This is a genomic window from Cellulomonas jepli, assembly GCF_047229345.1.
In the GTDB taxonomy this organism is placed as follows: Bacteria; Actinomycetota; Actinomycetes; order Actinomycetales; family Cellulomonadaceae; genus Cellulomonas_A.
This window is the reverse complement of the sequence record NZ_JBFTER010000008.1, coordinates 67084-81363: the sequence shown is the minus strand read 5'-3', so window position 1 is coordinate 81363 and position 14280 is coordinate 67084. Positions and strand designations below refer to the sequence as shown.

At 74.1% G+C, this 14280-nt stretch carries 13 protein-coding genes; 5 read left to right on the top strand and 8 right to left on the bottom strand.

What is annotated here, in order from left to right:
* Window positions 1–3: 3 nt before the first annotated feature.
* The 3 genes from AB6N24_RS03505 to AB6N24_RS03495 form a co-directional block, all read right to left on the bottom strand.
* Complete coding sequence (locus tag AB6N24_RS03505) at window positions 4–1251, bottom strand: L-dopachrome tautomerase-related protein (RefSeq protein WP_412868042.1); 1248 nt, start codon at window positions 1249–1251, stop codon at window positions 4–6.
* The gene (locus tag AB6N24_RS03500; protein ID WP_412868041.1) at window positions 1248–2396 is read right to left on the bottom strand and encodes a glutathione-independent formaldehyde dehydrogenase; all 1149 of its coding nucleotides are present in this window, start codon (window positions 2394–2396) and stop codon (window positions 1248–1250) included. Before AB6N24_RS03500 ends, AB6N24_RS03505 begins: the two co-directional genes overlap by 4 nt.
* A gap of 247 nt (window positions 2397–2643) precedes the next feature.
* Complete coding sequence (locus AB6N24_RS03495) at window positions 2644–3390, bottom strand: helix-turn-helix domain-containing protein (protein ID WP_412868040.1); 747 nt, start codon at window positions 3388–3390, stop codon at window positions 2644–2646.
* A gap of 234 nt (window positions 3391–3624) precedes the next feature.
* Here AB6N24_RS03495 and AB6N24_RS03490 point away from each other — a divergent pair, with 234 nt between their 5' ends.
* Window positions 3625–4287: a DUF4097 family beta strand repeat-containing protein gene (locus AB6N24_RS03490; RefSeq protein ID WP_412868039.1), complete on the top strand. Its 663-nt coding sequence runs from the start codon at window positions 3625–3627 to the stop codon at window positions 4285–4287.
* Between the two features lie 267 nt (window positions 4288–4554).
* On the opposite strand, the gene AB6N24_RS03485 is transcribed toward AB6N24_RS03490, so the two are convergent.
* A complete protein-coding gene (locus AB6N24_RS03485) occupies window positions 4555–5085 on the bottom strand; it encodes a low molecular weight protein-tyrosine-phosphatase (protein ID WP_412868038.1) in 531 nt (176 codons plus the stop codon).
* Between the two features lie 79 nt (window positions 5086–5164).
* A complete protein-coding gene (locus AB6N24_RS03480; RefSeq protein ID WP_412868037.1) occupies window positions 5165–5932 on the bottom strand; it encodes an SDR family NAD(P)-dependent oxidoreductase in 768 nt (255 codons plus the stop codon).
* A gap of 11 nt (window positions 5933–5943) precedes the next feature.
* On the opposite strand from AB6N24_RS03480, the gene AB6N24_RS03475 reads away from it, so the two are divergent.
* Window positions 5944–6600, top strand: a complete 657-nt coding sequence (locus AB6N24_RS03475; RefSeq protein WP_412868036.1) for a TetR/AcrR family transcriptional regulator — start codon at window positions 5944–5946, stop codon at window positions 6598–6600.
* A 76-nt stretch (window positions 6601–6676) separates the two neighbouring features.
* Complete coding sequence (locus tag AB6N24_RS03470; RefSeq protein WP_412868035.1) at window positions 6677–7156, top strand: hypothetical protein; 480 nt, start codon at window positions 6677–6679, stop codon at window positions 7154–7156.
* A gap of 15 nt (window positions 7157–7171) precedes the next feature.
* Here AB6N24_RS03470 and AB6N24_RS03465 read toward each other — a convergent pair whose 3' ends face one another.
* On the bottom strand, window positions 7172–8374 hold the full coding sequence (locus AB6N24_RS03465) for a hypothetical protein (RefSeq protein ID WP_412868034.1): 1203 nt from the start codon (window positions 8372–8374) through the stop codon (window positions 7172–7174).
* Entirely contained in the window at window positions 8371–8844 is a 474-nt protein-coding gene (locus tag AB6N24_RS03460; protein WP_412868033.1) for an META domain-containing protein, read from the bottom strand. The genes AB6N24_RS03465 and AB6N24_RS03460 overlap by 4 nt, the downstream gene beginning before the upstream one ends.
* A 645-nt stretch (window positions 8845–9489) precedes the next feature.
* Between AB6N24_RS03460 and AB6N24_RS03455 the strand changes: the two genes are divergently transcribed.
* Both AB6N24_RS03455 and AB6N24_RS03450 read left to right on the top strand, forming a co-directional pair.
* Window positions 9490–11289, top strand: a complete 1800-nt coding sequence (locus AB6N24_RS03455; RefSeq protein WP_412868032.1) for an SLC13 family permease — start codon at window positions 9490–9492, stop codon at window positions 11287–11289.
* 11 nt (window positions 11290–11300) lie between these two features.
* The gene (locus tag AB6N24_RS03450) at window positions 11301–12779 is read left to right on the top strand and encodes a leucyl aminopeptidase (protein ID WP_412868031.1); all 1479 of its coding nucleotides are present in this window, start codon (window positions 11301–11303) and stop codon (window positions 12777–12779) included.
* A gap of 112 nt (window positions 12780–12891) precedes the next feature.
* Here AB6N24_RS03450 and AB6N24_RS03445 read toward each other — a convergent pair whose 3' ends face one another.
* Window positions 12892–14244: a hypothetical protein gene (locus tag AB6N24_RS03445; RefSeq protein ID WP_412868030.1), complete on the bottom strand. Its 1353-nt coding sequence runs from the start codon at window positions 14242–14244 to the stop codon at window positions 12892–12894.
* Window positions 14245–14280: the final 36 nt, after the last annotated feature.

Sequence of the window (14280 nt, the reverse complement as noted above, 5' to 3'; positions counted from 1 at the left end):
CGCTCACGCCGGGCCGCTCGGGACCGGTCCGCCGGACCCACCCGCGCCGGACGCGGCACCCGCCGCAGCGCCGGAGCCGCCCGCGCCCTCCCGGACGAGCCGCACCGGGCCCGCGTCGATCGGCGTCCGGAACAGCGCGTAGGGCTTGGTGCGCAGGTCCTCGCCGCGCTGATAGGTCGCCTGGCGGTGCAGCTGGTTGGCCGTCACGTAGAGGTGGCCGTCGGCGGCGACCGACATCGTGTCCGGCCACAGCAGCCGCGGGTCGTGCACGAGCGTCTCGTAGGACCCGTCCGGCAGGCGGCGCAGGACGGCGTCGTGCTCGTAGGAGGTGACGTAGATCCGCCCCCGGTCGTCGGTCTCGAGGCCGTCCGCGCCCGTCCCCTTGTCGCCCTCGTCGACCACCGTGGCCGCGACCGCGGCGTCGTCGAGCGCGCGGTCGACGAGCGCGTCGACCGAGACGCTCCACAGCCGACGTGACGCGAGCGGGCAGTACAGCAGGCGCTCGCCGTCGTGGCTGATCGCGATGCCGTCGGCGCCCATCGCGACGGGCTGCGGGTCCTCGTCGGGCGACGGCTGCTGGACCAGCGGCCGGCCCTCGACGACCGGACGGAGCTCCTGCCACGGCAGCGCCTTGGTCGACGGGTGCTCGTGCAGCCGGCGCCACGACTCCCCGGTCGCGAGGTCCACGACGACGATCGCGTTCGGCCCCGTGTCGGAGGAGTCGGTGATGAACGCCGTGCCGGCCTCGCCGCGGCGCAGGTCGAAGCGCACGTCGTTGAGGTAGGTGCTCGGCAGCGCGACCGACGGGTCGAACGTGATGACCTGGACGACCTCGTCCGTCGCGAGGTCGACGCACACGAGCTTGGGGCCGCCCGGCTTCGTCGGCTGGAACAGCGGGCTGCCCGTGTCGAGCACCCACAGCCGGTCCGCGGGGTCGACGACGACGCTCTGCACCGAGACGAACGCCCCGGCGTCGTCGTCGCCCGACGGGGAGTTCCACGCCTCGTCCGGGTACGGGACGGCGACCCCGTCGCGCAGCTCGGTGACCGTCGCCGGGACGTCGTCGCCCCAGAGCGGGTAGTTGACGAACACCCGGCCCCGCGCCGAGACCGTGACGCCCGTCGGCATCGGGCCCTCGAACGCGTGCACGAGCTCGAGCGTCGCGACCGGCTGGTCGGTCGCCTGCCCGGTCGAGCCCGAGCCGTCGTCGCCCTGCCAGCTCACCGCCGCAGCGCCGGGCGCGCCGCTCACGCCGCCTGCCCCGGGCGCAGCAGCACCTTGGTCCAGCCGTCGACGCGCTTGTCGAACTGGTCGTAGCCGTGCACCGCCTCGTCGAGGCCGAGCTCGTGCGACACGATGAACGACGGCGTCGCACGCCCGGCGACGATGAGGTCCCGCAGCTGACGGTTGTAGCGCATGACCGGCGCCTGGCCGGTGCCCATCTGCTGGCCCTTGGTGAAGAACGTGCCGTAGTCGAACCCGATGCGGCCCTGCTGCGCGCCCTCGTCCTGCGCGCCCGGGTCCTCGGGGACGTACACGCCGACGACGCCGATGCCGCCCGTCGTGCGGACCGTCTTCACGAGGTTGTCGAGCACGAGCTCGGGGTGCTCCTCGCCCGAGTGGTCGTGCGCCTGGTAGCCGACGGCCTCGACGCCGCAGTCGGTGCCCCGGCCCTGGGTCGCGTCGAGCACCTGCTCGACGGGGTCGCCGCGGGAGAAGTCGACCGGCACCGCGCCGATCGACGCCGCGAGCGCGAGGCGGTCCGGCTCCTTGTCGACGACGAACACGCGCGCCGCGCCCCGGATCAGCGCGCTGTGCGCCGCCATGAGCCCGACGGGCCCCGCGCCGTACACCGCGACGTCGTCCCCCGGCTGGAGGCCCGCGAGCACCGTGCCGTGCCAGCCGGTCGGGAAGATGTCGCTCAGCATCGTGAAGTCGTTCTCGTGCTCGGTGCCCGCGGGCAGCTCGAGCAGGTTCACGTCCGCGAACGGCACCCGCAGGTACTCGGCCTGGCCGCCGTCGTACGGGCCCATGTTCGCGTAGCCGTACGCGGCGCCGTCGACGCCGTCGGTCGGGTTGGTGCGCGTGCAGAACGACGTCCAGCCCTGCAGGCAGTTGCGGCACGTGCCGCACGCGATGTTGAACGGGACGCTGACCCGGTCGCCGACCTTGATGCGGGTGACCGCCGGGCCGACCTCCTCGACGACCCCCATGTTCTCGTGCCCGAGGACCTTGCCCTCCTCGACGCTCGTCCGGCCCTCGTACATGTGCAGGTCCGAGCCGCAGATGTTCGTGGTCGTGATCCGGACGACCGCGTCCGTGGGCTCCTCGATCCTGGCGTCCGGGACCTCGGTGACCTCGACCTGACGGGGGCCTCGGTAGACGACTGCGCGCATGGTTCTCCCTGGGTGGTGGAGGGGGTGCCGGCCTCCGGCCGCGGCGGTGTCTGCACCGCGCACCGGGTCGTGCGTCCAGGTCCCATCGTGGGCACGCGGTTCGCCGGGCCGCATCTCGGCAGCGCCGACCGCGACGAACGCGGCGTCTTGACGCCCCTACCGAGTCGCGCAGGTGCGGTGGGGGCACGGTGACGAGGTGCCGGCCGACGTGACGTCGCCGGGTGCGTCGGTCGCTGTTCGACGACGCCTAGCGAGCGCGGCTGTCGGCGGCATCCGAGCGCGGCGCGCCGCCCGAGGAGAGGACGTCGCGAGCCTGCTCCGAGGCGCGCAGGATGCTCTCGCCGACGAACTCCATGAAGCGCGCCATGTTCTCGAGCCGGACGCCTGCCTGTGAGTCGCGCCCGAGGAGGCGGACGCCCTGCCGTGCGGTCGCGGCGAGCTCGGCGTGGGACCGGGCGGCGGCCACCATCGACTGGTACCAGACGTCCGCGTCGGCGACGTAGCGCTCACGACGACCCTCGGCGCGCTCGCGCAGGACGAGGCCCTGGCTCTCGAGGAGCGCGATGGCCTTGGAGATCGACGCGGGGCTGACCTCGAGGCGCTGGACGAGCTCCGCCGCCGTGAGGCTGCCCGCGTCGGACGTGTAGAGGCAGGTCAGCACCCCGGCCGCGATGCGCGGCAGGCCCGACTGCATGAACAGCGTCGTGAAGGTCTCCTCGTACTCACGCACCGCCTCGGCGTGGGCCCCCAGTCCTCGTGCGGCCGTCGCCGCGCCGCGGGACGGTGCCTGACGCTGCCGGCGAGCGCGTCGCTCGGTGGCGCGGTGCGCGAGGTCGGCCCGGTAGGCCGTGGGACCGCCGTTGCGCATCACCTCGCGGGTGACCGTCGAGGTCGGGCGGTCGATCCGTCGGGCGATCTCCGCGTACGCGAGGCCCTCGGCGAGGCCGAGCGCGATCTGCTGGCGTTCCTGCTGCGTGAGCCTGCCACCCGGCACCGTGCTCCCCTCCCGTTCGCGCGTCCGGGGCTAGCGTAGCGTCCACCGTTCGCTCGTTGCAACGCAAGGTGACGCTTGGGTTGCGTTAGACACTGGACCAGTGCAACGAAATGTGCGTCTTGATCTGCGTATACACGCTATCAGTGCAACGAACATCTTGCCTCGACCGTGAACGCACCGTAGCGTTCATCAAGTCAGAAACACCCGAGACCCACGACTACGGAGCTGGTCCTCATGCACACGTTCGCCACCCCCACCACCATCTCCCTGACCCTGGACATGCCCGCCGGGCGGGCCCAGGTCATCGCCGCGGACCGCGCCGACACCACGGTTCAGGTCCGTCCGGCGGACGCCTCGAAGCGTCGTGACGTCGCGGCGGCGGAGCGGACCACCGTCGAGCTGCGCGACGGCGCACTGCGTGTCCTCACCCCGGTCGAGAACGAGCTGCTCGGCGCGTCGGGCTCCGTCGAGGTGACGGTCCAGCTGCCCGCGGGCTCGCACGTCGAGGTGAAGCACGCGGGCGAGCTCCGCGGCGTCGGCCGGCTCGGGGACGTCACCGTCACCGGCTCGTACGGTGCGGTCACGATCGACGAGGCCGCGAAGGCCCACGTCACCGCCGTCGCCGGCGACATCTCTCTCGGGCGCCTCACCGGCCCGGCCGAGATCAGCACCACGAAGGGCGACATCAGCATCAGGGAGGCCGTGCGTGGCGCGCTCGTGCTGACGACCCAGGCCGGCGACGTGTCGGTCGGCGCTGCCGCCGGAGTCACCACCTCCCTCGACGCCGGAACGTCGTACGGCAGGGTCCACAACGCGCTGGCCAACACCGGAGGCAGCCCCGCACTCCAGATCCGGGCGACCACCTCCGCCGGGGACATCACCGCCCACAGCCTCTGAGGCCGGTGCCCCCGACCAGCCCCTCGGCCGCATCGCCGACGACCTCGTCCTGGTCGCCTCCGAGCTCACCACCAACGACATCCGGTCGAGCCGTTGAAGCACGACCCGCGGTTCCCCGTCGGTGCCGGACACGCAAGGGCCCCGCTGCGCCTCCCGTGCAGCGGGGCCCTTCCTCAGCCCGCATCCCGGTCACCGCCGCTGCACCGCACAGGTGACTGCGGCGGTGGGCCGGCTCGTGAGTGCGTGTGCTGGGTGTCGCGCGCGTCGTCACGTGCCCGTCGCCCTCCGGTCGAGCTCCCCGCGCACGTGCTCCACGATCGCGTCCGCCGCCGCCTCGACCATGTCGAGGCACGTCTCGAAGTCCTCCGGACCCCCGTACCAGGGGTCGTCGACGTCGAGCAGGTGCTCGGACGCCTCGTCGTCCACGCGCGGCGCCGCGGGATCGAACGACCGGTACATCACGACCCGCCCGGCCACGCGCGGGTCCGCGGCGAGGCGCCGCAGCGCCCGCGCGTGCACCGACGTCATCGCGAGCACCAGGTCGCGCGCCGGCAGGTCGACCGCCCGCACCTGCTGCGCGGTCCGGTGGGGCACCGGGTAGCCGTGCGCCGCGAGAACCGCGCGGGCGCGCCGGTCGATCGGGTTGCCGTGCTCCTCGTTGCTGATGCCCGTCGAGTCGACCACGACGCGGTCGCCGAGCCTCGCGTCCTCCAGCCGCGAGCGCAGCACGACCTCCGCCATGGGCGAGCGGCAGATGTTGCCCGTGCACACGGTCATGACGCGGTAGGGGGTGCTCATGCGCCCATCATTCGGCACGCGGTCCGGCGGCGTCGCGCGGGAGCCGCACGCCGGGTCGGACCCCGTGCCGCAGGACGCCTCAGGCCTTCGCGCGCATCATGCGCTCGGCCACCCGCAGGCGGACTCGCCGAGGGAGCAGACGGGTGGACAGCGTCGCCGTGACGCTGTTCGCGCGCCCGTCCACGACGGACGGCGCCGACCCCGGGAGCGCCGCGAAGGCGGTGTCGACCACCTGGGCGGGCCTCCGCTTGTTCTTCGCGGCTCCGGGGTTCATCGGGGTCTCGGTGTCGCCGGGAGCCACCGACAGGATCCGCAGGCCGTGGGCGCGGTTCTCCTCCGACAGCGCCTCCGTGAGCATGAGCACGTAGCTCTTGCTGGCCGCGTAGGCCGCCAGGTGCGGCATGGGCTGGTAGGCCGCGCCGCTGGCGATGTTGACGATCGTGCCGTTCCCGGCGTCCCGCATGCGGACGACCGCCGCTCGGGTGAGCAGCGTGAGCGCGACGACGTTGACCTCGACGAGGTGGCGGATCGTCTTCTCGTCGGTCCGGGCCAGGTCCCCCTCGGGAGCGACGCCGGCGCAGTTGACGAGGTGGTCCAGGCGGGGGAGGCCGCTCGTCAGCCTCTCGCTCAACGTCGCCACGTCGGCAGGGTCGGCGAGGTCGGCGACGTGGACCTCGACCTCGACGCCGTGCTCGCGGGTCAGCTCCTCGGCCAGGGCGCGCAGTGCAGCGCCGGAGCGTGCGACGAGGAGCAGGTCGAAGCCCTCGCGGGCGTAGCGGCGGGCGAACTGCTCGCCGATGCCGGAGCTGGCGCCGGTGACGGCGGCGAAGGGACGGGTGGTGCTCATGGTGGTCCTCCTTGGGGGTCGACCAGAACCGTACCGGATGGCCTATCCACTTCGATACATGCTCCGGTTACGCTGCTCCGGTGGAGGGACTACGCAAGGACGCCGCCCGGAACCGGGCGCGGATCGTCGACGCCGCCCGGGAGATGGCGGCGCGCGGTGAGCCGCTGGCGCTGAACGCGGTCGCGCGGGCTGCGGACGTGGGCGTGGGCACGGTGTACCGGCACTTCGCCTCCACCGACGAGCTGGAGGAGGTGCTGGTCTGGGACCGGTTCGAGGAGCTGGCCGAGATCATGCAGGCCCCCGGCTCCGCACGGCTGGAGGCCGCCGTGTCCGCGCACTTCGCGCTGCTGGCCGAGGACGAGCTGTTCGAGAGGGTCACCTCCCGGGCCGCGCCGGCGCTGGATCAGACCGCCGCGATGCTGACGGACCTCGTCGACGGGCTGGCAGCCCTGGTCGCCGAGGCCCGGTCGGCCGGCCGGGTGCGCGCCGACGTCGACGCGCCCGAGGTGCTGGTGCTGGTGTGCGGGTTGGCGCACGGGGTCCGCAGTGCAGGCCTCACCCCCGCGAGCGCCTCGGCGCAGACGCTGCTGCACGTGGTGCTCGACGGGCTGCGGGGCCGGGAGCCTGGGCAGGCACCGATGGGGTCGGCGGCTCGGCCGGCGACCTGACGACTGTCGGACCGTTGCGCCTCAGCGGCGTGCGGTGGCCCCAGGAGCAGCCGACCACCTGAGCCAGGATGGGTCGATGGACTTCAGGAGCCCGGCAGTGCTGCTGTGGCACGCCAACCGATCCTTCACGATCTCCACGGCAGTCGAGGTGCAGGCGACTGCCGTGCCCCGGGGACGGGAAGCGCACGTCTCTGCGGTGCGTGCGGAGGACTACTGGGCCCTGGTAGCGCTCGCCAGTCCGTTCCAGCTCCAGTTCGAGGACGGAAGCGTGCTCGATGTCGGGCTCGGCGATCCCGACGACTCCGGGGTTTTCCCCGTGTGGGAGTGGGAGCAGGAGGGCGATCGTCGGCGACCGTGTCCCGAGTGCACCGGCGACCTCGTTCGCACCGACACCGTGATGGAGGCGGACGACAGCATCACGCTGCACGACGCGTGCTCGGCCTGCGGCTACGACGTCGTACGGCACCTCTCGCCGCGTACCGCACCTCTCGCCGCCGAGCTGATGCTGGAGCGGCGGGACGCACGGACCAGGGCTCTGAACGGTTGGCCGGGGTAGCGCTGCCCAGCAGGGCTACCGCCCGATCGCGCCCGCGATCATGCTCGTCACCACGACCGACGTGATGGTCACCGTGGAGAACCCGGCGACGATCATCTTGGGCAGGATGTCGCCCTCGATGGCCGCGACCTCCTCCGGCGTCTCGCCCGCACCGCGGGCGGCCTCCTGGCTGAGGATGAGCGTGCCGGGGAAGCCGTACAGCGCGGTGAGCCCGATGCCGATCGACATGGGGACGCTGTAGCCGAGCAGCTTGCCGGTCACCCCCGCGAAGAGCGCGATGCCGGCGAGCCCGAACACGAAGGCGAGCAGCAGCGGGAACGCGAGCGCGCTGACGTCGGCCGGCGACACCCCGGCGAGCGGGGCGAACACCAGGATGAGGATCGAGATCATCATGAGCCCGAGCGCGTCGATGCCCGCGAGCGCCGACGGCTTGAGGACGCCGGTCGCCCGCAGCGTGATCCCGAGCAGCAGGGCCACCACGAACGTGTTGAGCACGCCGTCCGTGAGGTCGTTCACCCCGATCGACACGAGGACGACGATGCCGACCACGAACAGCGTGCCGGCCGTGGTGCGGAGCGCGGCGGGGAGGCGGGTGGCCGTCTCGGTCCCCGCGTCGACGGTCGCGGCCGGCCGGAGGTTGCCGGTGCGGTACTCCTGCTTGAGGCGCCGGGCCTCGCGGCGGAGGATCACGGACGTGAGCGGGAAGCCGACGAGGCCCTGCAGCGCGGCGATGAGCACGGGGAAGATCGCCACCGCGGTGAGCCCGTAGCCCAGCGCCGCCTCCTGCACGATCAGCACCGAGATGGTGCCGCCGCTGAGGGCCCCGGTCCCGGCGACGACGAAGTCCAGCGCGCTCGCGACCCCGTCGTAGCCCGCGGGCGCCCGGTCCCCGAACAAGGCGGCGGCAGCGAGGAGCGCGACCCCGATACCGACGACGGTCGCGATGCCGACGAGGAGCGTGCGCCACTGCTTGCGGAAGTCGTCGATGCTGATCAGCGTGCCGAGGTGCACAATGATGAACCCGACCACGACCCCGCCGAGCCCGAGCAGCGCGGAGCTCGAGAGCAGGTCCTCGGGGAACACGTCGGTGAGGAACCCGACGAGGAAGATCAGCGACGCGACGAACAGCGACGACAGCAGCGACCGGGTCTTCTTCGCGACGAGGTCGCTCACGGTCCACACGGCCATGACCACGACGAACGCGAGAACCGGGTTCATGCCGTGACGTCCGTCAGCGTGATCCGCTCCCCCGCCTCACCGAGCGTCAGGGTGTCGCCGTCGAGCTCGTACGGCACCGGGCCCTCGAGCAGGGCCCCGAGCCACTGGTCCTGGTCCATGAGGGCGGGGTCGCAGGCCATCATCGTGCTCGCGAGCTGCGGCACCCGGAGGACTCCGTCGTCCCAGGTCGCGTCCCCGAAGAGGGTGTTGCAGCCGGCGTTCACGCTCACCCCGTCGGAGCTCACGATCAGCGTGATGACCGTGCCCTCGACGAGGGTGTGGCCCTCGACGTCCGTCGACTCGAAGCTCCGGCCCACGAGCTCGTCCTCCCCGGTGGACCCGGAGGCGGCGGCGCACGCGGCGAGGAGGACGACGACGAGGGGCAGCGCCGCGGTGCCGATCAGCCGCCGCGCTCGCGGGCGCCGGGTCGTGGTCGGCGTGGCGGGTCGCGCGGTCCGTGCGGTGCTCATGACGGCTCCTTCGGGCGGCTGTCCGGGGGCCGGTGCCCACGGTGGCGACGAGGTGTCGGGCGGCCCGGGCTCCGGGTCTCCTGCCGCGCGGAGAATGCGCGCCACGTCGGCCGGCCCAGCTCCGGCGGACGGGCCGGAAAATCCTGGCGACAATCCATTCCGCCGACGGTGCCACGCGCCGTCGGACCTGAGCTCACCCGAAGTGGTGGAACGGGCGCCGGCTGCTCGGCATTCGGCCCGCTGACCGCTGCGCCACCGCCAGAACCGCATTCCCCGAGAAGGCTGCGCGACGCGCGTCCGCTTTCAGGTCGACGGCGCGAGGCGGGACGGCGCGGCACGCAGGACGAGGGGCTTCGTCATCTCCTGCCGCTCCCGCGCGGTCCCCGTCGGCGTCACGGTGCTCTCGACCGGCCGTCGTCTGCAGCGCGCACGGGGGCCTCCTCCAGGTCCAGGACGGTTCAGCCGAAACGAACGTAACAGCGCCGCCCGACGGCCGGTTCCGCCCTTTCGGGCGGTGATTCCCGGGAAACGGTCCGGACGGCGGCGCGAACGACCGGCACCATCGGGCCGACTCGTGACGCGCGGTCGGGCGTGCTTTAGCGTGGGGCCAATTCGTGCACGCCCGCCGAGCACAGAAGGGTCCTCATGTCGGACGCGACGACCAGCCTGCTGGTCCTCGCGGCGTGCGTGGTGCTGTTCGTGTGGAACCGGCTGTCCGTCGGCGTGGTGGCGATCCTCACGGCGATGAGCCTGTACGTCACGGGGCTGCTCACGGCGGAGCAGGCCCTCGCGGGGTTCGGGGACCCCGTGGTGGTCTTCATCGCGTCGCTCTTCGTGCTCAGCGAGGGTCTCGAGTCGTCCGGCGTCACGGCCTGGGCGGGCAAGCAGCTCATGGGCCGGGCGGGCGACGGCCGGAGCCAGCTCCTCGTCGGGCTCATGGCGATGGCCGCGGTGATGGCCGCCCTCGTCACGCCCAACGGTGCCGCCGCCGCGCTCCTGCCGGTCGTGGTGCTCGCCGCGCGGCGGTCCGGGCACAACGTCTCGCAGCTGCTCATGCCGCTGGCCTTCGCCGCGAGCGCCGGCGCCCTGCTGGTGCTGTCCGGGAGCACGGTCAACGTCATCGTGTCCGACGCGCTGGCCGAGACGACCGGTGAACGGTTCGGGTTCTTCGAGTTCGGGCTCGTGGGGCTGCCGCTCGTGCTCGTCACGGTGGCCGTGGCTCTGGTCGCCGGGCGTCGGCTGCTGCCCGAGCGGACCCCCTCGGTGCTGCCCGCCGACTTCTCCCGTCACGTCGAGACGCTCGTCGAGCACTACGCCCTCGACGTCGGGTTCTTCCGGCTCCGGGTCGAGCCGGGGTCCGACGTGGTGGGGCGTCCCTGCGCCGCCGTCGACGTCCCGGCGGGGGTGACCCTCATCGGGGTGCAGCACGGCTCGGGCGGCCCCGCCGAGGCCGGCGCGGCCCTGGAGGTCGGCGACATCGTGGTGGTCAGCGGTGAGAACGCGGGGATCGCGGCGCTCGTCGAGGGCCACGCACTGGCCGTCGCGACGACGCCCCTCACACGGCAGACCCGGGAGGCGCTGCTCGGGCGGGAGGTCGGCGTCGCGGAGCTCGTCGTGCGGCCCCGGTCACGCCTCCTGGGCGAGGTCGTCTTCCCCGGCGTGGTGCGGTCCGGCGTGACCGTCCTCGGGGTGCGCCGGCTCGGCCGCGACGTGGGTGCCCGGCGCGTCCAGCTGGCCGAGGGCGACGCCCTGCTGGTGCACGGCGCGTGGCCCGCGGTCGAGGCGCTCGCCGGTGACGCGGACGTCCTCGTGACCGACGACCCGGAGCTGGTCCGGCGGCAGACCGTGGCGCTGGGCCCGACGGCGTGGCGGGCCCTCGCAGTGTTCGCCGCCACGGTGGTCCTGCTGGCCAGCGGCGTCGTGCCGCCCGCGATCGCGGCCCTCGTCGGTGCGACGGCGATGGTCGCGACCGGGGTGGTCGGGGTGCCGCAGGCGTACCGGGCCGTCTCCTGGCAGACGGTCGTGCTCGTCGGCGGCCTGATCCCGCTCTCGGTCGCGATCTCCTCGAGCGGTGCGGCCGACCTCGTCGCGGGGTGGCTCATCGGCGCGGTCGGCGACGGCAGCCCGCGCGTGCTCCTGACGGCGCTGTTCGTGCTGACGGTGGTGCTGGGCCAGGTGGTCAGCAACACCGCGACCGTGCTCATCGTCGTCCCGGTCGCCGTCGCCATGGCCGAGGACGCAGGGATCGCCGTCGCGCCCGTCCTCATGCTCGTCGCGGTGGCCGGTGCCGCCTCGTTCCTGACCCCGATCGCCACCCCCGCCAACATGATCGTCATGGGCCCGGGCGGCTACCGGTTCTCCGACTACTGGAGGCTGGGCCTGGTCACGACGCTCGCCTGGTTCGTCGTCGCGATCGTGCTCGTCCCCGTCATCTGGCCGACCTGAGGAGCACGACGATGGCCTTCGACCCGATCCCCTCCCGCGCGCTGCTCGACGCCGTCACCGTCCGGGTCGCGCCGCCCGGGACCGACCCGGGCCGCGCGCTCGGGCTGGCCGTGACGGCGACGGGGGACGTCCCGCCCGGGATCCCGCTGGACCGCGCCGCGCTCGTCGAGTGGGGCTTCACGGGCGCGGTCGGCGAGACGCTGGTCCTGCCGCGCGAGGGCGGTGCCGTGATCGCGACCGGCGTCGGCGACGCCCCCGACCACAACGCCGTGCGCGACGCCGCGGCGGCGTTCGCCCGGGCGGCCCGGCGCGACGCGGTGCTCACCACCGACCTGGCCGCGGCCGGGCCGTCGGTCGAGGACGCCGCGCAGGCGGTCGTCGAGGGGACCCTGCTCGGCCGCTACCGGTACGACGTCCTGCGGTCCGAGCCGGACGCCGTGCCCGTCCGCGAGATCGTGCTGCTCGTCGGCGACGCCGACGCGGGCGACGCCCGGCGCGGGGCAGACCGCGGGCTCGTGCTCGCACGCGCGGCCAGCCTGTCGCGGGACCTCGCGAGCACCCCGGCGGGGCACCTCACCGCGCCGGACCTCGCCGACGTCGCCGTGCGGCTCGCGGCGGAGCACGGGCTCGACGTCCGCGTGCTCGACAAGGCGGCGCTCGTCGAGCTGGGCTGCGGAGGCCTGCTCGGGGTCAACGCCGGGTCCGTGGTCGAGCCCCGGATGGTCGTGCTGCGCTACACCCCGGACGGGGAGTCGCGCGGCCACCTGGGGCTCGTCGGCAAGGGCATCACCTACGACTCCGGCGGCATCAGCCTCAAGCCGTCCAACGCGATGCACGCCGCGATGAAGGCGGACATGACCGGCGCCGGTGCGGTGCTCGCGGCCATGACCGCGCTGCGCGACCTCGAGGTCCCGGTGTCCGTGAGCGCCTACCTGGCGTGCACCGACAACATGCCCTCCGGCTCGGCGACCAAGCTCGGCGACGTCCTGACGACGCGCAGCGGGCGCACCATCGAGGTCGTCAACACCGACGCCGAGGGCCGGCTCGTGATGTCCGACGCGATCGCCCTGGCACGCGAGGACCACGTCGACGCGATCGTCGACATCGCGACCCTCACGGGCGCCTGCCTCGCGGCGCTCGGCACCCTCACGGCGGGCGTGCTCGGCAACGACGACGCGCTCGTCGGGCTCGTCCAGGCCGCGGCGGAGCGGACCGACGAGCGGGTGTGGCGCCTGCCGCTCGACCGGCGCTACCGCCGTCAGCTCGACTCCGAGGTCGCCGACATCAAGAACCTCGGCGGCGAGCACGCCGGGGCGATCACCGCGGCGCTGTTCCTCGCCGAGTGGGTCGGCGACGTGCCGTGGGCGCACCTCGACATCGCCGGCACCATGCGGTCCGAGACCGACGACGCGTGGCGCACCAAGGGAGCCACCGGCTTCGGCGCCCGCCTGCTCCTGGAGGTCGCCGGCACGTTCGCCGCGGGCCGGTGATCGCACCCGCCCCTGCCTGACGCGCCTGGGCCGGTGCCTGGGCCCGGGCCGGCTCCGGGCCGTGACACGGCTCCGCCCGGCCGGCGAGGCGCACCGGCCGGGCGGGCCGAGGTCAGGAGATCGTGAACCGCACCGACGTCGTCGAGACGAGCGTCGCGCTCCACGCCGCCGGGTCCGCCACGAGGTCGCCGGCGGGCTGACCCTCGAGCGGGTCGGCGCCGAGCGGGTCGGGGAACGCGAAGGGCACGCCGAGGTAGTCGAGCACCGCGTGGACCTCGTAGTCGCCCGCGGGCAGGTCGCGGCCGGCCGTGACGTCACCCGGCTCGCCGTCCGGGGCGCAGACCGTCAGCGGGAGCGTGCCCGTGAGCTGCTGGTTGCTCAGGACGCGGCGCTGGTCGGTGCGCGGGACGCCCGTGCCGTCGTCGAGGTGGCCGGTCGCGACGACGACGCCGTCCTTGCTGACCGCGACGCGCGCCCCGTGCTCCGGCAGGAGCGAGCGCAGGCGGTGCTGCGGGAGCGTCCAGCGGTAGTCGGTCGTGAGCGTGAGCGGCTGGCCGGCGAGCACGGTCGGCGGGGGCGTCGGGGTCGGCGTGGGCGTCGGGGTGTCCGAGGCCGTCGGCGTGGGCGTGGCGGTCGGCGCCGGCGTCGCGGCGAGCAGCTCGGTCGTCGCCGGGGAGCCGGAGGGCGTCAGGGCAGGCGCGTCGGTCGCCGGCGCGGTCGGGGCCGGCGCCGGGATCGCGGCGGTGAACGCGAACGCGAGCGTGTCGCGGCCGACCGTCGGGTTGCTGGGCGCCTCCGCGACGAGCGAGCCGCAGACGCCGAAGGCGAGCCCGGAGACCCCACCGGGCAGCACGACCGGACCGGGCGGCACGGGCGTCGGGGTCGGCGTCGGCGTGGGCGTGGGCGTGGGCGACACCGTGGGCGTGGGCGTGGGCGTCGGGGTCGGGTCGGTCGTCGGCGACGTGGTCGGCGACGGCGACGCGGTGGGTGCGGAGGTGGGCGCCGGGGTGGCCGTCGGGCTCGCGGACGGCTTGGTGGTGCTCTTCGGGGTCGAGCCGCGCTGCGCCGTGCCGCGGGTCGGCGTCCGGCCGGTGGTCGACTTCCCCTTCGTCGTCGACTTCCCCGGGCGGGTCGACGTGCCGGAGCGCGGCGACGTGCCGGCTCGCGGGGAGCGGTCGGCCCGGGGGTCGGTGCCTTCGTCCTCCGTGTCGGGCGGCAGGAGGTCCTCGTCGTCGACGGCGACGCGGGGCGCGCGGGTCCGGGACGGCGACGGCGTGGGCGACGCGGACGGCTCTGGGGCCGCCGAGAGCGACCCGTCGCGCACGGCCGACTCGGTGGCCTGCGGCTCGACCGCGGGTGCGGCACCGGAGAGCGCGAGCGTCGCGGCGACAGCCACGGTCAGCCCCGCACCGACGCGAGCGCCTCGGCCGATCCGGCGTGCCGTGGACCGAACACGTGCGTTCATGAGCCCCCCTGCTCCGTGCGGCGGGCGGTCGCAGCG